General features: G+C 46.6%; 20 protein-coding genes. 5 read left to right on the forward strand and 15 right to left on the reverse strand.

Annotation, left to right across the window (positions count from 1 at the left end; all coding sequences use genetic code 11):
• Nucleotides 1–267 precede the first annotated feature (267 nt).
• Nucleotides 268–1,323, forward strand: coding sequence for an LLM class flavin-dependent oxidoreductase (locus MMG82_RS03015; RefSeq protein ID WP_241406458.1), 1,056 nt, complete (start codon nucleotides 268–270; stop codon nucleotides 1,321–1,323).
• Nucleotides 1,324–1,368: 45 nt separating this feature from the next.
• Here MMG82_RS03015 and gabT read toward each other — a convergent pair whose 3' ends face one another.
• From gabT to MMG82_RS03065, 10 genes are all read right to left on the reverse strand, one after another.
• Nucleotides 1,369–2,646 (reverse strand): 4-aminobutyrate--2-oxoglutarate transaminase, encoded by a 1,278-nt coding sequence (gabT, locus tag MMG82_RS03020; protein WP_047536973.1) that lies wholly within the window; start codon nucleotides 2,644–2,646, stop codon nucleotides 1,369–1,371.
• 63 nt (nucleotides 2,647–2,709) lie between these two features.
• Nucleotides 2,710–4,158, reverse strand: coding sequence for an NADP-dependent succinate-semialdehyde dehydrogenase (gene gabD / locus MMG82_RS03025; RefSeq protein WP_172591189.1), 1,449 nt, complete (start codon nucleotides 4,156–4,158; stop codon nucleotides 2,710–2,712).
• Between the two features lie 57 nt (nucleotides 4,159–4,215).
• Complete coding sequence (locus MMG82_RS03030; protein ID WP_055648534.1) at nucleotides 4,216–5,502, reverse strand: FAD-binding oxidoreductase; 1,287 nt, start codon at nucleotides 5,500–5,502, stop codon at nucleotides 4,216–4,218.
• Nucleotides 5,503–5,816: 314 nt separating this feature from the next.
• A complete protein-coding gene (locus MMG82_RS03035; RefSeq protein ID WP_037415420.1) occupies nucleotides 5,817–6,632 on the reverse strand; it encodes an ABC transporter permease subunit in 816 nt (271 codons plus the stop codon).
• Entirely contained in the window at nucleotides 6,629–7,534 is a 906-nt protein-coding gene (locus MMG82_RS03040) for an ABC transporter permease subunit (RefSeq protein ID WP_037415417.1), read from the reverse strand. The genes MMG82_RS03035 and MMG82_RS03040 overlap by 4 nt, the downstream gene beginning before the upstream one ends.
• Nucleotides 7,531–8,667 carry a polyamine ABC transporter ATP-binding protein gene (potA, locus tag MMG82_RS03045; protein ID WP_037428537.1) on the reverse strand — a complete coding sequence of 379 codons (1,137 nt, stop codon included), beginning with the start codon at nucleotides 8,665–8,667 and terminating at the stop codon, nucleotides 7,531–7,533. The genes MMG82_RS03040 and potA overlap by 4 nt, the downstream gene beginning before the upstream one ends.
• A 160-nt stretch (nucleotides 8,668–8,827) precedes the next feature.
• Nucleotides 8,828–9,928 (reverse strand): polyamine ABC transporter substrate-binding protein, encoded by a 1,101-nt coding sequence (locus MMG82_RS03050; protein ID WP_037415411.1) that lies wholly within the window; start codon nucleotides 9,926–9,928, stop codon nucleotides 8,828–8,830.
• Nucleotides 9,929–10,550: 622 nt separating this feature from the next.
• Nucleotides 10,551–11,906, reverse strand: coding sequence for a glutamine synthetase family protein (locus MMG82_RS03055; RefSeq protein WP_037415407.1), 1,356 nt, complete (start codon nucleotides 11,904–11,906; stop codon nucleotides 10,551–10,553).
• Between the two features lies 1 nt (nucleotide 11,907).
• On the reverse strand, nucleotides 11,908–12,669 hold the full coding sequence (locus MMG82_RS03060) for a gamma-glutamyl-gamma-aminobutyrate hydrolase family protein (RefSeq protein WP_037415404.1): 762 nt from the start codon (nucleotides 12,667–12,669) through the stop codon (nucleotides 11,908–11,910).
• Nucleotides 12,670–13,053: 384 nt separating this feature from the next.
• The gene (locus MMG82_RS03065; RefSeq protein WP_037415400.1) at nucleotides 13,054–13,602 is read right to left on the reverse strand and encodes a cupin domain-containing protein; all 549 of its coding nucleotides are present in this window, start codon (nucleotides 13,600–13,602) and stop codon (nucleotides 13,054–13,056) included.
• A gap of 233 nt (nucleotides 13,603–13,835) precedes the next feature.
• Between MMG82_RS03065 and MMG82_RS03070 the strand changes: the two genes are divergently transcribed.
• Nucleotides 13,836–15,143: an FAD-binding oxidoreductase gene (locus MMG82_RS03070; RefSeq protein WP_037415397.1), complete on the forward strand. Its 1,308-nt coding sequence runs from the start codon at nucleotides 13,836–13,838 to the stop codon at nucleotides 15,141–15,143.
• A 42-nt stretch (nucleotides 15,144–15,185) separates the two neighbouring features.
• Here the strand turns inward: MMG82_RS03070 and MMG82_RS03075 are convergent, their stop codons facing one another.
• Nucleotides 15,186–15,698, reverse strand: coding sequence for a DUF2937 family protein (locus tag MMG82_RS03075; RefSeq protein WP_241406459.1), 513 nt, complete (start codon nucleotides 15,696–15,698; stop codon nucleotides 15,186–15,188).
• Nucleotides 15,699–15,790: 92 nt separating this feature from the next.
• Nucleotides 15,791–16,648 carry a sulfurtransferase gene (locus tag MMG82_RS03080; protein ID WP_172591190.1) on the reverse strand — a complete coding sequence of 286 codons (858 nt, stop codon included), beginning with the start codon at nucleotides 16,646–16,648 and terminating at the stop codon, nucleotides 15,791–15,793.
• Nucleotides 16,649–17,177: 529 nt separating this feature from the next.
• Here MMG82_RS03080 and MMG82_RS03085 point away from each other — a divergent pair.
• Nucleotides 17,178–17,999 carry a transporter substrate-binding domain-containing protein gene (locus MMG82_RS03085; RefSeq protein WP_241406460.1) on the forward strand — a complete coding sequence of 274 codons (822 nt, stop codon included), beginning with the start codon at nucleotides 17,178–17,180 and terminating at the stop codon, nucleotides 17,997–17,999.
• 36 nt (nucleotides 18,000–18,035) lie between these two features.
• Here MMG82_RS03085 and MMG82_RS03090 read toward each other — a convergent pair whose 3' ends face one another.
• On the reverse strand, nucleotides 18,036–18,926 hold the full coding sequence (locus MMG82_RS03090; protein WP_218678873.1) for a LysR family transcriptional regulator: 891 nt from the start codon (nucleotides 18,924–18,926) through the stop codon (nucleotides 18,036–18,038).
• Between the two features lie 135 nt (nucleotides 18,927–19,061).
• Between MMG82_RS03090 and MMG82_RS03095 the strand changes: the two genes are divergently transcribed.
• Together MMG82_RS03095 and MMG82_RS03100 are read left to right on the forward strand one after the other, a co-directional pair.
• Nucleotides 19,062–20,318 carry an adenylosuccinate synthase gene (locus MMG82_RS03095; protein WP_037415384.1) on the forward strand — a complete coding sequence of 419 codons (1,257 nt, stop codon included), beginning with the start codon at nucleotides 19,062–19,064 and terminating at the stop codon, nucleotides 20,316–20,318.
• Between the two features lie 173 nt (nucleotides 20,319–20,491).
• The gene (locus tag MMG82_RS03100) at nucleotides 20,492–20,905 is read left to right on the forward strand and encodes a thioesterase family protein (protein ID WP_037415381.1); all 414 of its coding nucleotides are present in this window, start codon (nucleotides 20,492–20,494) and stop codon (nucleotides 20,903–20,905) included.
• On the opposite strand, the gene MMG82_RS03105 is transcribed toward MMG82_RS03100, so the two are convergent.
• Both MMG82_RS03105 and MMG82_RS03110 read right to left on the reverse strand, forming a co-directional pair.
• On the reverse strand, nucleotides 20,894–22,423 hold the full coding sequence (locus tag MMG82_RS03105; protein ID WP_037415378.1) for a bifunctional diguanylate cyclase/phosphodiesterase: 1,530 nt from the start codon (nucleotides 22,421–22,423) through the stop codon (nucleotides 20,894–20,896). The two genes, MMG82_RS03100 and MMG82_RS03105, sit on opposite strands and share 12 nt — an antisense overlap.
• An 85-nt stretch (nucleotides 22,424–22,508) precedes the next feature.
• Entirely contained in the window at nucleotides 22,509–23,348 is an 840-nt protein-coding gene (locus MMG82_RS03110) for an HDOD domain-containing protein (RefSeq protein ID WP_037415376.1), read from the reverse strand.
• Nucleotides 23,349–23,613: the final 265 nt, after the last annotated feature.

Genomic DNA, 23,613 nt, shown 5'->3' on the forward strand with positions numbered 1-23,613 from the left:
TCTGAACTTTCTGTGCTGATTTTTCATGCATCGGCTTGGGATAAGGCTTTCACCCCTGTTTGCAAAACTAAGATGTTCGGTTCCAATTTTAACTCAGTGTTAAGCTAAAGCCTTGAGCTTGTTTATCGTTGATACGTCACCATATCCTAGGGTAAGACTCCATCAGCACTGACAGAACAATCGCTTTAGCGCCCACCACATTCATCCGTGGGACACCAAATAAGGCCGTTGCGACAGAGCTGACACACGCAAAGAGGCGCTTAATTTATGGCTACATCATCTACTTCAACATCATCTGTCATCCCATCGCAGGCTGTGCCCGCGACTAAATCTCCCCTGGCGGAGATTCCCTTTTCACTGTTAGAGCTTGCCCCTGTTCGCTATGGCGCCAGTATCGGAGACACGCTACGCGCCAGCCTGCAATACGCTAAGGTGGCCGATGACTTAGGCTTTAATCGTTTCTGGTTTGCCGAGCACCACAATATGCCCGGTATCGCCAGCGCCGCGACATCGGTATTAATTGGCTATATTGCCGAGAATACTAAACGCATTCGCGTCGGCGCGGGTGGGATTATGCTGCCCAACCATGCGCCCCTAGTGGTTGCCGAGCAGTTTGGTACGCTCGAGAGTCTTTATCCTGGGCGTATCGATTTAGGGCTTGGCCGCGCCCCAGGGAGCGATCAAATCACTAGTCGCGCCCTTAACCGCGATATGAGCCGCGCGGAGCAATTTCCCGCCGAGGTGAGCGAGTTACAAACCTTACTCGGCGACTACAATGGCCATCATCCCGTCAGAGCGATTCCCGGCGAAGGCACCCATGTGCCGATATGGCTACTTGGCTCTAGCCTGTTTAGCGCCCAGCTTGCAGCACAGCGCGGCTTACCCTATGTCTTTGCAGGGCATTTTGCGCCAAGGTTCCTCTACGATGCGATTGAGATTTACCGCCGCGACTTTAAGCCATCTAAGGTGTTGGATAAGCCCTATGTCATGCTTGGCCTGCCGCTTATCGCCACCGAGACAGACGCCGAAGCCGAATACTTGAGTACCACCTCCAAGCAACGAGTGCTTGCGCTAATCCGTGGTGAGGCGCTTTGGTTAAAACCGCCAGTGGAGAGCATGGATGGCTTGTGGAGCGAGCAGGAAAAAACCTATGTCGATAACTTCTTAGGCTTATCCGTCACCGGTGGCCCCACCACCATCAAGCACCGCTTAGAGATGATAGTGAAAGAACTAGGTGTCGATGAGTTTATCTTTACCAACGATTTGTATGATCAGGACAAACGTGAGCGTGCACTGCAAATCCTGATGGAAATTAAGCGTTAAACCACGCCATAAAAAATCCCGCCTAAGCGGGATTTTTTATCTCTGTTAACCTTTTAACACGGCATCGAAGCAGGCCTTAAGAATGCCCAGCCCCGCTCCAAGCTGCTCGTCTGGCACTGTCAATGGCACCAAAATACGCAGCACGTTTCCGTAGGTGCCGCAGGAGAGGAGAATCAATCCTCGGTTTCTTGCTTCGGCTAAGATTTGAGCACAGTACTGAGGTGCAGGTTTGCCATCTTCCATTAATTCAATGGCGATCATCGCCCCTAGACCACGCACATCGGCAATTTGTGGATGTTCGACTTGCATGGTATTTAACGCCGACTTAATCCGCTCGCCAATCGCATTGGCACGCTCAAGCAGCTTTTCCTCTTCAAACACCTCAAGTACGGCAAGCGCCGCTGCACAGGCCAGCGGGTTACCGCCGTAGGTGCCGCCAAGGCCACCGGGACCAATAGCATCCATGACTTCAGCTTTACCCGTAATACCTGAAAGAGGGAAACCACCAGCAATAGATTTAGCAAAGGTTGTGATATCGGCGCTCACGCCCATTTGCTCCATCGCGAAGAAGGTCCCCGTGCGACCCGCCCCCGTTTGCACTTCATCGGCGATAAGCACAATGCCTTCGCGGTCACAAAGTGCACGTAAACGTTGCATAAAGGCTGGCGAAGCGGCATAAAACCCGCCTTCGCCCTGCACAGGTTCGAGAATAATTGCGGCAATATCACTTGGCTCCGCATCATTTTTAAAGATGCGTTCGATAGACGCCATCGCATCATCATCGGACACGCCGTGTAGCGCACAGGGAAACTCAGCGCGGAACACATTGGCCGACATTAACCCCATACCTTTACTATAAGGCGCAACCTTTCCCGTTAACGCCAGTGCCGCCATAGTGCGACCATGGTAACCCGAGGTAAAGGCAATCACGCCCGCCCGCTTAGTGTATGCTCGAGCAACTTTAACTGCATTTTCAACCGCTTCTGAGCCGCTGGTGAATAAGGCCGTCTTCTTGGCAAAATCCCCCGGCACTAACTGATTCAGTTTTTCACAGACTTGAATATAGCTTTCATAACCCAGCACCATAAAACAGGTGTGGGAGAAGTCCTCAAGCTGCGCCGCAACAGCCGCCTTAACCTTAGGATGTAAATGCCCAGTGTTGAGCACAGCAATACCACCGGCAAAGTCGATAAACTCTCGACCTTCAACATCCCACACACTCGCGTTTTCAGCGCGGGCAGTAAAAATTGGGTGAATTTGACCCACTCCACCAGCTACAGCGGCTTGGCGACGTGCCATTAATGAATCATTAGTTGTGCTCATTTTGTGTTCCTTACTTGCATTCCCAACTTGCTGAAGTCGCATTGCCTGTCAAGCGTCAGTCACTTAAACAGACATACAGATATATTTGATTTCTAAATATTCTTCGATACCGAACTTAGAGCCTTCTCGGCCGAGCCCTGAGGATTTCATTCCGCCAAACGGCGCGACTTCGGTGGAGATCAACCCGGTGTTGACGCCTACCATGCCGTATTCCAATGCCTCGGCCACTTTCCACACTAAGGAGATATCACGGCCATAAAAATAAGCCGCTAACCCAAACTCGGTATCATTGGCTTGCTTAATCACATCGTCCACATCGGTAAACTTAAACAGCGGCGCCAGTGGGCCAAAGGTTTCTTCACGGGCCACGCGCATACTGCTATCGACATGCGTCAGTACCGTGGGCTCGAAGAAGTTGCCACCTAAGCTATGGGGCTTGCCGCCCGCAACCACCGTCGCCCCTTTGCTGAGCGCATCCTCAAGATGGCTCTGGACTTTTTCGACCGCCGCGCGATTGATAAGCGGTCCTGTAGTGACGCCTTCAGTAATGCCCTCACCGACCTTTAATTTGCCCACAGCAATGCTGAGCTTGCGGGCAAATTCGTCATACACACCCGCTTGGACATAGATGCGGTTTGCACAAACACAGGTCTGCCCCGCATTGCGATACTTAGCGATCATGGCGCCTTCGACCGCCGCATCGATATTGGCATCGTTGAATACGATAAATGGGGCATTACCGCCTAATTCTAAAGATAATTTCTTCAGAGTCGGCGCGCATTGCTCCATTAACTTAATACCCACTTGGGTCGAGCCGGTGAAAGACAACTTACGCACGATTGGGTTACTGCACATCTCATTACCAATGCCGATAGCATCACCGGTGATCACACTGAATACCCCAGCGGGGATCCCGGCGCGCTCGGCAAGCACGGCTAAGGCTAATGCGGTAAAAGGCGTTTGCGGCGCAGGTTTCACCACCATAGTACAACCGGCAGCCAGTGCTGGCGCGGCTTTACGGGTAATCATCGCCGCAGGAAAGTTCCAAGGGGTAATAGCCGCGGTCACGCCCACGGGCTGCTTGATCACCATGATGCGTTTATCGCCCTGATGCCCAGGAATCGTATCGCCATAGACGCGTTTCGCTTCTTCGGCGAACCATTCGATAAAGGAGGCGGCGTAGGTGACTTCCCCCTTAGCTTCGGCAAGGGGTTTGCCCTGCTCAGTGGTCATCATTAGCGCTAAGTCATCACTGTTTTCATTTAGTAATTCAAACCAGCGACGCAGCTTGGCACCACGCTCTTTTGCGGTAAGTGCTCTCCATGCTGGCAATGCCGCTTCGGCTGCCGCAATCGCCGCTTGAGTTTCGGCTTGCCCCATCACAGGGACACTGGCGATCACCGCGCCCGTCGCCGGATTGGCGATAGCGACAGTTTCTTTTGACTGCGCATCGCACCACTGACCATTGATATAACATTGCTGACGCAGCAGACTCGGGTCTTTTAACAACACTGGAAATTCCTCTCGCTGCGAGGTAATGCCTTACCTCGTATAAAAAATTCAAATAAATTAAATACCTAATTTGTCTCTTAGACTGTAATACCATGCCCCCAACGCACTAAAAGGCACACGTAAGGCGTGTCCGCCGGGGAAGGGATAATGGGGCAGCGCCGCAAAAGCATCGAAACGCTTGGCTTGACCATTGAGCATTTCGGCAATTAACTTGCCTGCCAAGTGGGTATAAGTAACGCCATGGCCGCTACAACCCTGTGAGTAATAGATATTTTTACCAATACGACCGACCTGTGGTAGACGCGATAAGGTCAATAAAAAGTTACCCGTCCAAGCATAATCAACCTTAACTCCTTTTAACTGTGGGAAGGTTTTGAGCATATTCGGGATAATCAGGGATTCAATATCCGCAGGATCGCGGGCACCATACACTACACCACCACCGTAGATCAGGCGCTTGTCGCCAGACAGCCTAAAATAATCAAGCAGATAGTTACAATCTTCGACGCAGTAGTCTTGGGGCAACAGACTTGCAGCCAGCTCTTCATCCAAGGGCTCTGTGGTGATCACTTGTGTACCGCAAGGCATAGACTTGGCTTGTAATTCTGGCATAAGTTTACCGAGGTAAGCGTTACCTGCCACCACCACAAACTTGGCTTTTACACTGCCCTTAGCGGTGTGTACGACAGGACTATCGCCTTCATCGACCCGCAGCACCGCTGAGTCTTCAAAAATCTTGCCGCCGAGGGATTCTACTGCACGGGCTTCACCCAAGGCTAAATTCAGCGGGTGAATATGACCGCCGCTCTTGTCCAACATACCGCCGACATAGCGCTCAGTATTTACCACAGTTCGAATGCCGTTTGCATCGAGCATCTCAAGCTTGCCAACGTGGCCATGGCTTTCCCATAACTGCTTTTGATGGCGTAAATGTCCCATCTGCTTTTCGTTCATCGCCGCAAATACGCCGCCATCTTTTAGATCGCAGTCAATGTTGTACTTAGCAATACGTTCACGGATGATGCGTCCGCCCTCGAAGGCCATTTGACCAAAGAGCTTGGCTTGTTCTTTGCCAACGGTTTTTTCAATGGTATCAATGTCACGGCTATAGCTGTTGACGATTTGTCCGCCATTACGCCCCGAGGCCCCCCAACCAATTCGCGCCGCTTCGAGCACCACCACACTAAAACCCGATTCGAGTAAATGCAGTGCGGCAGACAGGCCTGTATACCCCGCACCAATCACACAAACATCGGCTTCAATCGATTCCTGTAAACGCGCGCGCTCAACCTTATCGTTGGCCGATGCCGCATAATATGATCCAGTGTGAGGTATGGCTGACATGATGTTCCCTTGATTTTTATGTTCATTATTTTAAACAACTATCACATCCTACACCTTCAAATCGGGAAACACTAGCCATAAAAGCACAATAATTTACACAATGTTTGATATTTCAAACAAAGTATCCTTTATGTCTTAAACAGATTTGAAAATTGAGTGTAGAGGTACAGATAAGAAGACTTGGCGGGCATAGAGAAGGATGGCCTTTGCTATCAAGGCCATCCTTTTCGCGAGAGATTTCGACTCAGTGCTTGCTCACTCTCTCTTGAATCTCAGCACTGGAATCCCCGCTTATTTGTGCATGTTAGTACACGTTAGTTAAGCGGCATCCGTTCACGTTTTTCGGCGCGTCTTGCCATATACCACGACAGGAAGGCAATTAACGACACGCACAGAATGATAAGTGTTGCCAATGCGTTGATCTTAGGCGATACGCCCAAACGCACCGAGGAGAACACCACCATAGGTAAGGTCGTCGCACCGGGGCCTGAGGCAAAGCTTGCAATCACTAAGTCATCGAGTGACAAACTAAAGGATAACAACCACCCCGCCACTAATGCCGGCGAAATCATAGGCACAGTGATCAGGAAGAAGGTCTTAAGCGGCGTTGCACCAAGATCCATTGCCGCCTCTTCGATTGACATGTCTAACTCACGCAATCTTGAAGACACCACCACAGCCACATAGGCCGCACAGAAGGTCGAATGGGCAATCCATACTGTCACCATGCCGCGCTCTTTCGGCCACCCCAAAAGATCTGCCAAATGCACAAATAGCAGCAGTAATGACAAACCCGTGATGACCTCGGGCATAACCAAAGGCGCTGTGATCATATTCGACAAGGTGAGCTTGGCCCATGAACGCTTAAACCGCGTCATCACAAAGGCAGCCATAGTGCCGATAATCACCGCCATAGTGGAGCTGTAAAACGCAATTCTTAGGCTGGTCCACACGGCATCGAGGATCTGCTGATCGGCAAATAGCTCGCCGTACCACTTAGGTGAAAAACCGCCCCACACTGTCACAAGCTTGGATTCGTTAAAAGAATAGATCACTAGAATCAGCATAGGCGCGTATAAAAAGAACAACCCAAACCACAGCATTACAGAAGAAAAACTCAGCTTTTTCATAGGTCTTTCTCCAAACTACGTGCTTGATAGCGATGGAATAAGGTAATTGGAATAATCAGTAGTGCCAGCATCACAATCGCCAGTGATGAGGCCATAGGCCAATCACGGTTATTGAAGAATTCCTGCCACAGCACTTTACCTATCATTAACGAATCTGGACCGCCGAGCAGTTCAGGGATCACAAACTCGCCGACTGCCGGAATAAATACCAACATCGATCCAGCAATCACCCCACTTTTGGATAAAGGAAAAGTAATTTTCCAGAAAGTGTTAATCCGGCTTGATCCTAAATCCGAAGCAGCCTCAATTAAACTCATATCTAACTTCACTAAGGTCGCATACAGAGGCAAGATCATAAAGGGCAAATAGGCATAGATAATCCCGATATAGACGGCGATATTGGTGTTCAAGATTTGCAATGGCTCAGAAATGACTCCTAACCACATCAATGTGTTATTGATAATCCCCGTGTTACTTAAGATCCCCATCCAGGCATAAACGCGGATTAAGAACGAGGTCCAAGAAGGTAGCATCACCAATAACAACAGCACGGTTTGCAACCTTGCTGGCGCACGGGCAATGGCGTAGGCCATAGGATAACCAATGATCAAACAACCAATGGTTGAAATGAGTGCCATTTTTAATGAGCTGAGATACGCGGTGTAATACAGCGAATCATCTAGCAACATCAAATAGTTACCCAAATGCAGGAAGATATTTAGTACATCATCTGCATATTGAAAAGTCGCCTCATAGGGCGGAATTGAAATCGCCGCCGTAGAGAAACTAATTTTAAGGACAATGGCAAAGGGCAAGGCGAAGAACAGCAATAGCCAAGTATAAGGTAGACTTATCGTCCAGAAGCGTCCTTTAAGCCATTTAAGTTTGGACTTTATCTTCATGATCTTAACACCACGCCACTGGTGTCCTCCCAACTGATAAACACTTCATCATCCCAGGTTGCATGGTCGGCGCGGCGTTCACGGTTTGTCATACTGCATTGCACAATCTGACCATTTTCAAGGCGAATGTAGTACACCGAGATCCCACCTAAATAGGCAATATCATGCACTATGCCCTTAGCCCAGTTGTATTCACCTTCAGGTTGTTCACGGCTGATAATGGTTTTCTCAGGGCGGACAGCGAGCCATACGTGTTTTTCTTCAACACTGGTGGTTACCCCGTAACCCACATAGAAAGGCTGTACTAAATCATTGGGTTTAATGATGAGATGGTCAACTTCATCCACTTCAATCTCACCGCCAAAGAGGTTCACTGAACCGATAAATTCGGCAATCATGCGACTATTTGGACTCTCGTAGATATCCATAGGAGAGCCGGTTTGAGCTATCCAACCATCACTCATAATCGAGATCCGGCCCGCCATGGTCATGGCCTCTTCCTGATCATGGGTCACCATCACACAGGTCACACCAACACGTTCGAGGATTTCAACCACTTCTAACTGCATCTGAGTACGTAGTTTTTTATCTAGTGCACCCATTGGCTCGTCAAGCAATAATAATTTCGGACGTTTTGCCAAAGATCGAGCAAGGGCGACCCGTTGGCGCTGACCACCAGAAAGCTGATGCGGTTTACGCTTCCCGTATTGCTCCATATGTACCAACTTGAGCATTTCCTGTACGCGTTGCTCAATTTCAGCTTTCGGTAACTTGTCTTGCTTTAAACCAAAGGCGATATTTTGTGCCACTGTCATATGGGGAAATAGCGCATAGGATTGAAACATCATATTGATCGGACGTTCATAAGGCGGTAGATCGGTAATATCTTCACCATCGAGAAAAATCCGCCCAGAGGTCGGTCTTTCGAACCCCGCGAGCATACGCAACAAGGTAGACTTACCCGAGCCTGAGCCTCCAAGTAAGGCAAAAATTTCGCCTTTATTGATCGTCAATGATACGTCGTCAACTGCACGCACATCATCAAACAGCTTACTGACCCGCTCAATCTTAAGCAGGACTTTTTCTTGCGTCTTTGTAGTGGGTTTATTGGTGACGCCCGAGGTGCTTGCCATAGTACTTCTCCACCCGAGTATTGATGTGATAACACATTCAACACTTGAGATTTACACAATGAATTAATGAATAGAGATTTAATCTTGAAGACTTAATGTCCAAAGGAGCAGCCATTGTCTTGTTTATCAAAAGGGGCAAGCTGTGCTTGCCCCATGTCGATTATTGGCCAGATTTCACTTTGGTCCAGACGCGAGTTAATACACGTTGGATTTTCAATGGACGAATTTCGCCAATATACAATTTATCTAATACTTCTTTTGGTGGATAAATCGCTGGGTCATTGCGAATCGCTTCATCGACTAAGGGCTGTGCAGGATCGTTAGGATTTGCGTAAGCCACATAGTTAGAGATAGGTGCAATCACCTCAGGGCGAAGTAAGTAGTTGATAAGCTTGTGAGCATTTTCCACGTTAGTGGCGTCTGCTGGGATGGCTAACATATCAAACCACAGGTTGGCGCCTTCTTTAGGAATAGAGTAACCAATCTTATTGCCATTACCCGCTTCATCGGCGCGGGCAGCAGCTTGGAACACATCACCAGAGAAACCATAAGCCACGCAAATATCACCATTGGCGAGATCAGAGATATAACGTGATGAATGGAAATACGTCACATAGGGACGAATCTTTTCGAGTAACTCACCGGCTTTTTCGTAATCTTCGGCCTTAGTACTGTTAGGATCGAGCCCAAGATAAATCATCGCCTGTGGCACCATATCATCGGCCGAATCTAACATGGCAAAGCCACATTTAGAGATTTTTTCAGCATATTTTGGGTTAAAGATCAGCTCCATAGAATTTAATGGTGCATCTTCACCCACAGCCGCTTTCACTTTATTGATGTTGTAACCAATACCATTCGTTCCCCACAGATAAGGGACTGCATATTGGTTACCTGGATCAGCCTTCTCTAACAGCTTCATCAGGTCAGCATTGAGGTTTTTAAAATTGGTGAGTTTAGAGCGGTCTAGTGGCTTGAATGCACCGGCCTTAATCTGTTTAGCGAGGAAATGGTTGGATGGGACAACGATGTCATAGCCGCTGCGACCAGATAATAACTTAGCTTCGACGACTTCGTTGCTATCAAACACATCGTAAATCACCCGAATCCCAGTTTCCTTTTTGAAGTTTTCTAAGGTGTCTTCTGCAATATAATCAGACCAATTATATACACGCACAACTTCTTCAGCTTGAGCAGCTACGCTGGCAAGTGATCCTGCGGTTACTAGCGCCAAAGTCGTCATCTTATTAAATAGCTTCATGCTTTCTCCTTTCTCGGGTAGCAGAATTGCCTTTAACAATTCTGAAATTGTGTCACCGACCATCTGCTCGGTTATTGTTGTTATTCTCGACCAATGCTACACCTTAAAAACCGCATCGGCAGTCTCTACAGCACCATAATGCCTTCATCTCTAGGTCGCTGCAATGAATGGGATTATCAGATTTCATGCCAAATTTATCTATATCTATATTTGCATTAACAAGCATAAAAATAGACTAGTTATCGTAACACCCTACATCTTGCAATATTAAGGCAAATGCCTCAAGCCCCTAGGGAAACCGCTGCAACCATCTTACAAAGTTATTAACTAACAGCCAGTTAAAACCAAACTTACAGGTTCAACTTTATGTATTTACTCTTAGGACCCAAGCACCGCATACAGAAACACTAAATGAATGAGCACTCAAAAGAGCAGATAAATCTTCCCTTTATCCAAAGTAAGCACTTAAGGTTAAAAGCACTCTGCACCAAAGTTAAGCAAGCAACCCAAAATGGTGCAGAGAATTTTTAATCACTGTTTGAATGTTCTCATTGTCAGGCGTTAGAATCCGTTAACAACATGACGATATTGAACAAAAACAATGCAACCTATGTAAAACATTTTATACACTGAGTAATAAAAATTCTCGCTCCCACGAACTCACCACTCTGCGGAAATTTTCAAGCTCGGCCTGTTTGACGGCCACAAAGCCCGTGGTAAAGGACTCACCTAAATATTCCTTACAGGCATCACTTTCTTCCATCGCGGCTAACGCCTCTTCCAAGGTTAATGGTAAGCAGTGTGGGTTATTGCTCCGGCTTTCATTGGATTTACCTTGAACGGGTGTGGAGGGTTTGAGTCCCTCGACCATACCGATATAACCACAGAGTAAACTCGCTGCAATGGCTAAGTAGCAGTTAGCATCCGCACCAGGTATACGGTTTTCAATACGACGATTTTGAGGTGAAGATTCCGGAATACGTAAACCACAGGTCCTATTTTCAACCCCCCATTCCAAGTTAACGGGCGCAGAGGTTCCCGGTAAGAATCGACGGAACGAGTTAGCATTTGGGGCCATCAAAGGTAGGAGTTCAGGGATAAATTTCTGTAGCCCTGCGATATAACTCAAAAACAACGCACTTTGCGTACCATCTTCGTTGGTAAATATATTTTTACCGGTTTCTTTGTTAATCACACTTTGATGAATATGCATAGCACTACCCGGCTCATCGGTTACGGGTTTTGCCATAAAGGTAGCGCAAACATTATGCTTTAGTGCCGCTTCACGTAGAGTGCGCTTAAACACAAACACCTGATCCGCTAGTGATAACGGGTTGCCGTGACTGAAGTTAATCTCCATCTGTGCTGGGCCATCTTCATGGATAAGCGTATCAATATCTAAACCCTGAATTTCGCACCAGTCATACATGTCTTCAAACAGAGGATCGTATTCGTTGGCGGCATCAATTGAAAAAGACTGACGCCCCGCTTCCGGTCTGCCTGAGCGACCAATAGGCGGCTTGAGGGGTAAATCGTGATCATCGCTGCGGCTGGTCAGGTAAAACTCCATCTCAGGTGCAATAACAGGCTCCCAGCCTTTTTCATCATAAAGAGACAGCACTTTTTTCAAGACGTTACGAGGTGATAATTCGATAGGATTGCCCATTCTGTCGTAACAATCGTGGATCACCTGTGCCGTAGCTTCAATTGTCCAAGGCAGCATAAATACTGCATTTTCATCGGGAACGCAGACAAAATCGATATCGGCATCATCGAGCAAACTGTAATAGATATCATCGTCGACAAAGTCACCGGTGACGGTTTGCAGCAACACGCTTTCGGGTAAGCGCATACCTTTTTCATCGAGAAATTTATCTACTGGGGCAATTTTGCCACGGGCGATACCAGTCATATCGCTGATAACACATTCGACTTCTGTGATTTTTCGTTCTTTTAAAAAAGCGATTAGCTTATTCATTTTATTTCACTCGAGTTGTAGCCCTACGACGACACGCATCGCCAAAGGCATTGAATATTGAGAGGTAAAATGGGTTTTCACTTACTTTCCATTCAGGATGCCATTGCACACCGAGGGCAAATTCAGTGGCATCGATCACGGAGAAAGCCTCCACAAGACCATCAGGAGCACAAGCTTCTGGCCGCAACCCCATCCCAAGGCGCTCCACGCCTTGAGTATGCACAGAGTTAACCTCTGCAGAGTTACGGCCCCAAGCCTCGTAAATGACCCCCCCAGGCTCCACAGTAATACTGTGGGATGGCCCATATTGCACCTCTAACGAGGCCTCTTTATCTTCTCTATGTTCAATAAAACCGCCCACTTCGTGTAACTTCTGGTGCAGACTGCCACCAAAAGCCACGTTCATTTCTTGAAAACCACGGCAAATCCCAAGCACGGGGACTCCCGCAGCAATGGCAGCTCGAATAAGTGGTAGTGTCGTAGCGTCACGCTTAGGATCGTGGTGAGTACCCGCTTCACTCGGTACCCCCGCATAAAGGTGTGGCTCAACGTTAGAGGGCGAACCCGTAAACAGAATACCGTCAAGTCTTGCCAGAATGGCTTCGATAGGTTGGTCCGCGCCTAAGGATGGGATCACAAGTGGCCACCCCTTAGCACCATTTACCACACCTAATAGGTATTTTTCGCCAACAATATTAAAAGGGTGTGAACCCAATCGTTGGTTACACGCAATAACACCAATAAGGGGTAACAGGGTAGACATAACTCACCTTCCAAGCATTTATTCACGAGTACAATGAACAAGTTAATTTTTAATGTTCATTTTTTCACACAGTACACCGAAATTTAACCTCAGGCAAGAGGTTAAACACTTGTTAATGACAGTTTGATTTAAATGCGTAATTTTTAGTTTTAATACAGAAACTTAAACTAACAATCTTTGTTTTTTGATGATAAAACAACCATCAACAGTATTGTTAGGATAAAAATCAGCCAAAGATAAAGACTGAAAACCTAAGTTCATTTGAAAAATATTATTTACACTTTGAATGATATATTACAATCCAAAGCCGGGCTAATATGGTGAGTAACTAGTGGGTTCTCAAAGAGAACGCTACCCTAGGCAATCTAGGACAGCGTTACGCAATTAGAAATTAGCAGGGGTTGTAGCACTGATCAGCCGACAAGGCTCATCGAAGGGATTGCGAAATCGATGGGGTAGCTCACTATTAAAGTAATAGCTATCACCCGCTTCTAAGATATATACCTCGTCGCCAACGGTAAGCTCAAACTTGCCTTCAATCACCATGGCAGCTTCTTCACCTTCGTGTTTCAGCATTTCCTCGCCGGTATCCGAACCCGGTGGATAGGTTTCACTCATCACCGACATAGCACGATTGGGAAAATCACGACCAATCAATTTGAATTCTAATGGCCCAGTACCTATGTTGAGGAGTTCATCGGAGCGATATACCACTTTTTGCTCACACTCAATTGAAGCTTCAATTGAGAAAAAATCGACTAAAGACATAGGGATACCCGACAATACTTTTTTCAAAGAACTGACGGATGGGCTAACACTGTTTTTTTCGATCATTGAAATCGTACTGTTAGTCACACCAGCACGCTTAGCCAACTCGCGTTGGGATAAGCCTTTCATTTTTCGAACAGTTCTGAGACTGGCTCCAATATCCAAATTTCACATCTCCCCAAAGGATCGGTCGCCCCGATAGATGAAGAACGGTTGTTCAGGATAAACACCATCCCAAACACATTTTAGCCCTAAAAGCGTGAGTTTAATCGCTTCCGTTGTATTCTAGCTAAAAAGTGTGTTAAATAAAACGAACACTTTAAAGCAGTATCACAAAAGTGTGATGAGTATACTGAGACAAGCCCAATTTACAATAAAAACAATTTTTTGGAGCCCTAATGGCCACTAAACCTCCAGTGCACAGTGAACAATACCCTCACTCTTATTATCTTGATACTGCTAAAGAAATTTACGATCACCCTCAACTTGAAGGCAGCATAACGGCAGATGTTTGTATTGTGGGTGGCGGCTTTAGCGGCATTAACACAGCGATTGAGCTAAGACAGCGAGGCTTAAGTGTGGTGTTGCTTGAGGCCAAACGAATTGGCTGGGGCGCTTCAGGACGCAATGGCGGTGAGCTGATCCGCGGTATTGGCCATGACCCAGCGCAATTTATAAACGAAATTGGACAAGAAGGTGTCAGTGCGATCCAGCAAATGGGCTTTGAAGCCGTGGAGATCGTTAGCAATCGGATACAGACCCATGATATCGATTGTGACTTACAAATGGGCTATTGCGATCTTGCGGTGAAGCCTCGACATATGATTGAGCTTCAAGACGAATTCGACAGTCTTAAAAGCCTAGGATATCAGCATGAAATAAAGCTGCTTACCCAATCCCAACTCAGTGAAGTTATCGGCTCAGAATTTTACCAAGGTGCCCTAGTGGATATGGGAAGTGGCCATTTACATCCACTTAACTTGGCCTTGGGCGAGGCTCGTGTTGCCCGTGAATTAGGTGCGCAATTATTTGAATACAGCGCCGCAGAAAAGATTATTTCAGGCAATAAACCGCGAGTATTAACGGCAAAAGGCGAAGTGACTTGCCAATATCTCGTACTCGCAGGCAACGCCTATATTGGCCATAAATTAAATAGCTACATCGGCGGTAAGGTGCTTCCTGCGGGGAGTTATCTACTTGCAACTGAACCACTCACAGAAGCGCAATGCCAAAGCCTTATCCCGCAAAACATGGCATTTGCAGATATGCGAATCGCCCTAGATTACTTCCACTTATCAGCGGATAGACGCTTACTGTTTGGTGGCCTTTGTACTTATTCAGGAAAAGATCCAAAGGATATAGAGGCAGCACTTAGGCCCAATCTTGAAAAGGTATTCCCACAATTAAAAGGCATCCGCATCGATTACGAATGGGGCGGCATGATAGGCATTGGCGCCAACCGTATGCCGCAAATTGGTCGCCTACCCGATGCGAGTAATATTTTTTACGCCCAAGCCTATGCAGGTCATGGCGTAAATGCCACCCACATGGCAGCAAAACTCCTAGCCGAAGCCATTTGTCAGCAAGCAGGATATTTTGATGTATTCGCCAAGATTAAGCATATGACCTTCCCTGGCGGCCCCACATTCCGCTCGCCTATGCTGGCTGCAGGTATGCTGTACCACAGGTTTAAGGACTTATTCTAAGGTTTGCTCTGTCGTTGGATAAACGCGCAAGTATCCAACGACCTATAGGGCGCGGGTTAATTTAATCCGCCTACGCCGCCTTGCCCACAGAATAAAAGGCAGTGAACCAAGATAATGCACGATTAACGCCACCAACACGCCAAAACCGATACCACTGGCGGTTAACGGGATGCCAGGCTTAAAGTTAACAATAGTCTGCTCTAAATATTCAAAACGAGCGAGATTGAACATATAGGCGGTTTTCTCGAAGAGATTGCCCTGCTCAAAAGTCAGCATTCCCTGTTGAAGTGTTTGCAGCAGAGCCAACGTCTGGCGCTTTTGCTCGGCATCCGCCCTAACGCTAGGCTCTTCATTTTGCAAATGGCGGGCGATCATGGTTTCCACATCGCTGAAGTGATACGCCTTAGCCGTTGCCTTATAGCCCTCAACTTGCCATTGGGTCGAAGTATAGAGCCCAGCCAAAAACTGCTGATAATGATCGGCTAATTGGGGGAGTTGCAGCGCCATCACTAAGATAAAGCCGAAGATCAATTTATCGAACAATCTGGTTATCATGACAAACTCCTTGATAAGTCAAAGGACATATCACCGTCAATTGATTGCGGCAAGGTTAGCATTCCGAAGGACAGCACTCCACCTAATATCGTTTAACGCTCGATGGGTAAATCGTTGCGACTGCCCCAGTCAGCCCAAGAACCATCGTAAAGTACAGCATCAGTATGCCCCGAAGCGACCGAGGCTAAGATTAAAATACAGGCGGTAATACCCGAGCCACAGCTAAAAATCCTTAACGGTTTATCGCTAACAAGCCCTTGAAACAGCTTAACCAATTCGGCCACATCTTTGATTTTGAAACCATTGAGCACGTCACCAAAGGGGAGATTGACCGAATGGGGAATATGCCCGCTGCGGACTCCAGATCGCGGCTCACTCACTTGGCCTAAAAAACGCGCCGATCCCCGTGCATCAATAATCGCACTATCGCTATCATCAAGCTTGGCTAACACAGCCTCAGCATCCATCACCTTCGCAGGCTGATATTCCAGTACAGCAGTCAGTTCCTCACTATCGCTTGCGCCATAATCTATCCCTTCTTCCTGGTAGCGAGATGAGGTGACTCTGTCTTCAGCCATCCATTGAGGTAAGCCACCATCGAGCACATACACACGGTGAAATCCCATTACTTTGAAAATCCACCAAGCGCGCGGAGATGAATAAATACCTTGATTATCATAGATAACAACCACGCTGTTCGGGCTAATACCAAGCTTGGCAATTCCTTCTACAAACTGTTCAAATTTTGGTAAGGCATGGGTTTGAGAAGACGTTTTATCGCAAAAATCCTCTTCCACATCAAAGCGCCTCGAGCGAGGAATACATACAGGCTCTGAATAGACGATCGGCTCTTTGCCCAAAACCACGGCCATACTGGCGTCGAGTAACACTAAATCAGGCGAGGTAAGATGCGCTTCGAGCCATTGGGTACTGACGAGAGGATATTCCATTGGTTGTCCTTATTGTTGTTTTATTGATTCAAATTCAACACCCCATCGCGATTATCTTGCATTAATGGCGTATTGAAGTTTCGGGGTATTTTTACAGCAATTTAACCTGAAAACGCCCCCTAAATACTTTCAAAAGATTTAGGCTTAGTGGTGATTCACCTCCACTAAACCAGCTATTTTCTACAGGTGCAACAAGCATTTTTCGATAACCTTGATACTTAACGGCCTATAATCGCTGAATCAAAACTAAGCCAATACGTTGAATAACAATATAAAAAACACGCTCAACTTTAGTTACTGCAAAGGGTAAACCGAGGTAGCGCCAGATAAACCATCATATCTTTAACCCTAGCTCACCAGCTAGCCATCTTCGCCCTCACTACCTCTAGTCTAATAGGTACCATTTACTCGTTATCTGTAGGTAAAGTGAGGTTCACAATTGTATGTGCACAGCTCAAAATAATTGGCCTCATAATAAAGACTTATGCTATAAGTTACCCCATTAGGAATAGGCTAATATGGACATAAAATGCGTGTTTGCGGTGAGACTAAGGCTATAATTGAGCAGCGACGTTTTTCGACACTGTTTTTTTTACTGAGTACCTCACTATTATTGTTATTCTTAGTCAGCCATCAAGCTAAAGCTCAAGAAAGTCAAAATTTTACACAAAGCTCCTCATCTCAGACTGTTACCTTAGCAGCCGAAGACAGTTGGCCCCCATTTGCAAACCAGTTTGGCCAAGGCATTTCTCATCGACTGATCGAAGCCGCATTTAAACAAGCTCACATTGAGGTCAATAGTCTTGTTGTGCCCTACAGCCGAGCCTTGATGATGGCCGAAAAAGGGGCTGTCGATGGAGTATTTAATGTCACCAGAGAAGCCAGCACAGAGCAACGTTTCGTCTTTGGGGATATGCCATTATTTGTCGCAAAAGCCTCATTCTATCAACGAAAGCAACGTTCTTTACTTGCTGAAAACAAATGGCAAATACCAAAAGGCAGCAATGTTGGAGTAATAAAAAGCTATGAATATGGGGACGAATTTCCTGAATTAGTCAAACAACGTCAATTGAACATCGTCACGGTCGCCACCCAACAGCAACTTATCAATTTGCTGCTGATTGGCCGAATCGATGCGGCTGTTATGTTTGATCTTGTCGCACAAGAAAACCTGCAAAAAATGGGTGTAAGCGATGAAGTCATTGCCGCCTTTGACAACCACAGCAGTCAGATTTATTTAGCGTTCTCGAAGGAAAACCCTAAAGCTGCGTTATTGGCTAAAGCCCTCGATCAAGGCTTATCCACGCTGAAAAAAAATGGCCAATATCTGCAATTGTTGAGTGCTAATTAATTACCTAATCCAGCCTTGAAGTTAGCTCCCCACACTCTACCCTTGAATGCGGATAATCTCTTGATTGACCCACTGCAATAACTGTTTAATGGCTTTAGATAAAATCTGATTTTGGCGCACAATATAGCCTAGGCTTGTACTTGGAAAATCCGGCAGTGGTGTCACCTTACTCTTTAAGTTTGTCTTAGTGTAAATGGAAAACTCAGGCACAATAGCCACCCCAAAACCAGCCTCAGCCCAATCGATTTGGGCATCAACACTGCCGACTTCCATAATCCGATAGCGAGGCAAATTTAAGCTAGGTAAGGCGGGATCAAGCAGCTCGCGGGTACGGGTATCGTGCCCAAGTAAAATCAAGGTAGGTTGCTCCGCTAATGGCATATCATCACGCCCTTGACTCTGCTGCCATAGCGCTAAATTATTCCCAAGTGCGCACCATTTGATTTGCTGCAACTCAGTAAAATGTAGCGGCTGACTTTCTTTCTGGGCGATGACAAAACCTAAATCCGCCTCGGCATTGGTGACCAGTTCCGAGGCTTGAAACGAAGTCGTATTCAACAAGGAAAAATCAATCCCGGGGAATTCCGCTTTAAACAATTGAAAAGGCTGAATTAACAACAAGCGAGAAATGATGTCGCTAGCCGCTATGGTTAAGGTACCTTGGCTAAGATCGTTGATGGCATTGAGATCCGCCTGACACACTTGCAACTCCATCAAGGTCTTCTGGCTGCTCTCGAGCAAACGGAACCCCGCCTGAGTTAACCTAAACGGATTACGTTCAATCAACTTCACCCGCGTGTTCTGCTCAAGTTGTTTGATATGCAGGCTGACATTGGGCTGTGTCATATGCAGCGCCGCAGCTGCCTTACCAAAGTGTTTACACTCAGCCAATGTCACAAAGGTTTTTAGCCAATGAAGTTCGAGCATTGCTTTTATCTCCATCCATCATTCCCAATTGCGTCATGATATATGACTTTCTTATCGATGTGATAACTATAATTAATTTCTCTTATTCGATAACGGGGTCTAGCATAACCGCTTAATTCCTGTGGAGATGATGTTATGCCGTCTATCGTAGTTGTGGGTGCAAATTGGGGTGATGAAGGCAAAGGCCGCATCGTAGATTATTTAGCCGCAGATGCTGCTGCGAGTGTTCGCTTTCAAGGCGGTAACAACGCAGGCCATACAGTCGTAAACGACTATGGCACCTTTAAATTACACCAATTACCTAGCGGTATTTTCAATCCAAACTGCGTTGCAGTACTCGGCCCTGGCATGGTGATCAGCCCTGAAAAACTCAGTGTTGAGATCGCCGAAGTCGAAGCGGCTGGCATTGAAGTTAAATTATGCATTTCTGACCGCGCAACCCTTTGCTTACCGATCCACGCACTGGAAGATACCTTAGAAGAACAACGATTAGGCGATCTGGCCTACGGTTCAACCCGTCAAGGTATCGCTCCAGCCTATGGCGATCGCGTGATGAAAAAAGGCATTCTGGTTGGTTGGTTAAAGCAACCCGAAGTGCTGCAAGAGCGCATTCAATTTATGCTTGATTGGAAGCTACCACAATTAAAGGCGCTCTATCCAAGCTGTGACTTTTCCCAAACTGCCGCCGAAATGACTCAGTGGTTATTAGATGTCACCGCGCCATGGCGTCCCTTTATCTGTAACGTGACAGAGCCATTAAAAGCGCTGCAAAAACAAGATGCTAACTTACTGTTTGAAGCGCAATTAGGCGCAGGTCGTGACTTAATTTACGGTGAATATCCGTACACAACCTCTTCTAACGTAACAGCGGCTTTCGCAGGTTTAGGCAGTGGCTTACCCGCGCTGCGCCCAGAGCGCATCATTGCCGTAGCCAAAGCCTTTAGCTCATCTGTCGGTACGGGTACTTTAGTTACCGCGATGGAAGAGCAGGATGACTTCCGTAAAAACGCCAACGAGTTTGGTGCGACTACGGGTCGTCCACGTGATATGGGTTACTTCGATGCCGTTGCTACTCGTAATGGTGTTGAGCTGCAAGCAGCAACTGAAATCGCCCTGACCAAGATTGACTGCCTGACAGGCATGAAAGATCTCAAGATTTGTGTTGCCTACGACGGTGAGCACACTGAGAACCCAATTTGGCCACAAACAGCTGCATTAAGCCCAGTGTATGAGCAAATGGAAAGCTGGAGTGAAGACATCACCACTTGCCGTACCTTCGAAAGTCTGCCAAAGGCTGCACAACATTATGTTGAACGCATCGAAGCCCTCATGGGCGTGCGCGTCAGCATGGTGTCAGTTGGACCTGAGCGCGATCAAATGATCATTCGCTAACGCATCGATTACCCTACAAAAAAGCCATATTCGTTTCGGCGAATATGGCTTTTTACTTTTGCTTTTTATACTCATCCCCCATTCCAATGGGACTGAGCGACTCTCTTGGGTTTTGTTTCACAAAATAAACCGCTAGACTGCGCTCAAATGAATAATTCTATATCGATGATTTTATGCCGCAATTTAGCCCGACTTATTCTTTTCCTGTGCAAATTTACTACGAAGATACCGACTTTTCTGGTGTGGTGTATCACCCGAACTTTTTGAAATACTTCGAGCGCGCCCGTGAGCATGTGATTGGCGCCGAGCGTTTACGCGAGCTCTGGCAACAGCAACAATTAGGTTTCGCCGTGTATCGCAGTGATATGTTGTGCCACGAAGGCGTGGAATTTGCCGACATCATCGATATCCGCACTAAGTTCTACTTTGAGAGTAAATACCGCACTGTATGGCAGCAGGAAATTTGGCGACCCAACGGCAAAAAACCTGCGGTCACGGCCACCATTGAAATGGTCTGTATGAATCAAGCGCGACAACTCGCGCCGATGCCAGCAGAGTTAATCACTCAATTAAGCTTAGGAATGTGACCCCATATTGACGCAAAGCATTTTGGGTGCAGGACGGAGTCGATGCCAGTGCATCTCAAGCTCTACTGCCCGCATTGGCTTGGCGTAGCATATGCCTTGAATCCGATCGACGCCCATCTTGACTAAGAAATTAAGCACCTCTTGGGTTTCAACGCCTTCGACCGTTACTTCATAACCGAGTTTTTTAGCAATATTAATGCTGGCCTCAAGGATATATTCAGAGGGTTCGTTCGGTTTCAGATCCTCAAGAAATGCTTTATCAATCTTCACTTCGTTTGCAGGTAAATGTTTTAAATAAGCGAGGGAAGAATGACCAGTACCAAAATCATCGATGGCGAGTTTTACCCCAAGGCTGCGGATTTGCGCTAAGGTATCAACGGCCTTATTTAAATCTGCCATCAAAGTACTCTCAGTAATTTCAATCATTAAGCATTCTGGCGGTAACTGGTAATGCTTTAGGCGCGCATCGATTTCATGGGGTAAGGTTTCACTATCGAGATCGCGAGTCGATAAATTCAACGCAACACAAACAGAAATCCCCGCTAATCGCCATTTTACCTGCTGCTGGAGCACTTGTTCTAAGGCCCAATGGCTAACGAGATCGATCATACCCGCGCATTCGGCAAGTGGGATAAATTCCCCAGGAGAAACCAATCCTAGCTCTTCATGTTCCCAGCGGATTAATGCCTCGACCTGAGTGCATCCGCCTGAAGCAACATCCTGCTTAGGTTGGTAAACCATGTATAAATGATTGCGTTGTAAACCATTAGGCAAGCTATCAATAATCTTTAATTCTCGCAGCTGGCGAATATCGTCATTCTCACTGTAACAGGCAATTTCGATTCGAGTTGAACGGGCTTTTTTGAGTGCCAAATCGAGTCTTCTGAGCATATTACTCACGTCGGCATGGTGCTGCGCTAATTGCAAACAGCCAATTTGTAGGCGCACACTGACTGGCGTATCCTTAATTTTAAAGGGTACCTGCAAGCGACCACGTAAATGCAGCAACGACTCCTGCGACAAACTCTGCTCATAATAGAGAAAAAACTCATCACCATTTAAGCGGGCAATCAGTTTCGGCTTTAGGCTTAAGCCAGTTAACCGATCGGCAAACTGTTTTAGCAAAATATCGCCAAACACAAACCCAAAAAGATCGTTCACATAGCGAAAACGATAAATATCAATAAGTACTAAAGTACCTTGTGTGATAGGCATTAACGAAGCCAGTGCGCGTTTAAGTCCCACACGATTATTTAAGCCTGTCAGCTTATCTTTGCCCATGCCCGCTGGCAGTGCAGCGAGCATCTCATTTAAGGAATGATACAGGGACGCATACTCTTGCGGCACATCAGCAATGTTAAGTGGGCTTCGGTCCGTCTTTTGCTTTTCAAGTTGAGGGCATAACTGTGCTAAGAATTGCTGCTGTTGGCGCAATGCTTGGGATCTTGTGCGTAAAAGAAACAGCACGGCGATCAAAACGATAACCAACGCTAAACTGATAAACTCCAGAATAACCATATCTAGGCCTCAATCTTACAGCGTAAGCTAATGACCAATATTTCCTCACCATAGGACAAGATTAATTTCCTTCTAAGCCCTAGGATTACTGGTAACTTTCTTTGATTGAATGGAATTTATCCATAAATTCATCACTTGCTAAGTCATTCGCCGAGACGGGTAATCCACGGCTAACAAACACATCCATCCGCTGCTCAAAATCAGCTCCTGCGCGTAACTCGCCAGTGTAGAATGCCGCGGCACGGATAAAATCTAAGTAGGTAACATGGTCGGGTAAATAGGGCAAATCAGCCCATCGCTCAACTACTTCCATCACCTCAGGGGCAAAATCCCAACTTTTTAACACGGCACGACCTAAAGGGCCTTGCATTTTACGTACTAAAGAACGCAATTGCTCAATACTGGTAAATAACTCAGGATGGGCCTCCGCCTCGGTGAGCACAGGCAAAGCACCGATATTATGGACTAAACCTGCAAGGGTTAAAGTGTCTAAATTTAACTGGCTAGGACGACGCTTATTGTACATCTGCAATATGGCACAAGCCGCGGCCGTCACATCGATAGAAGTACGCCAAACCTCATCCATCACTTCCCACACCATTTCATTGGTGGAAATAAATAGCTGCTCCATCGCCACTGATGTCGCAATACTCTTAATTTGGATTAAGCCAATGCGGGAGACTGCGCTATTAATACTCTCGGCGGGAATCCCACGACTATACAAGGCACTGTTGGCCACTTTAATAATACGCGCCGAAATGGCCGCATCTTGACCGATCACCTCAGCCACTTGCTTAAGACTTGCATCTGAGCGGCTCACCACTTCTTGCACCCGCATGGCGACTTCAGGCAAGGTTGGCAATACTAAGGCATCATCTTTTAATTTTTTAAGTAATCCGACTAACAGTAGATGTTCAGTAGACATCTTCGCTCCCATCAATCTGCAAACATAAAGCGGTAATAGTTGGAGTATATCAGTTGACGATCATTTGATGGGCAGAAAAAAGCATCAGACGTTAATTATTTGTATGACGCTGTTATCAATTTAGTCTCACGACAAAACATTTTACGTTTTGATATCTCAGATTAAGTTAAAGGTGAAAATCAATGGAAACACACAAATGGATTCATGGTCTAGCACGATCGTCAGAGCAAGAATGGTAGGTATATTCGTAAAACGCGAACTATAC

Origin of the sequence: Shewanella sp. MM_2022_3 (genome assembly GCF_022557375.1) — a bacterium.
GTDB lineage: Bacteria > Pseudomonadota > Gammaproteobacteria > Enterobacterales > Shewanellaceae > Shewanella > Shewanella xiamenensis.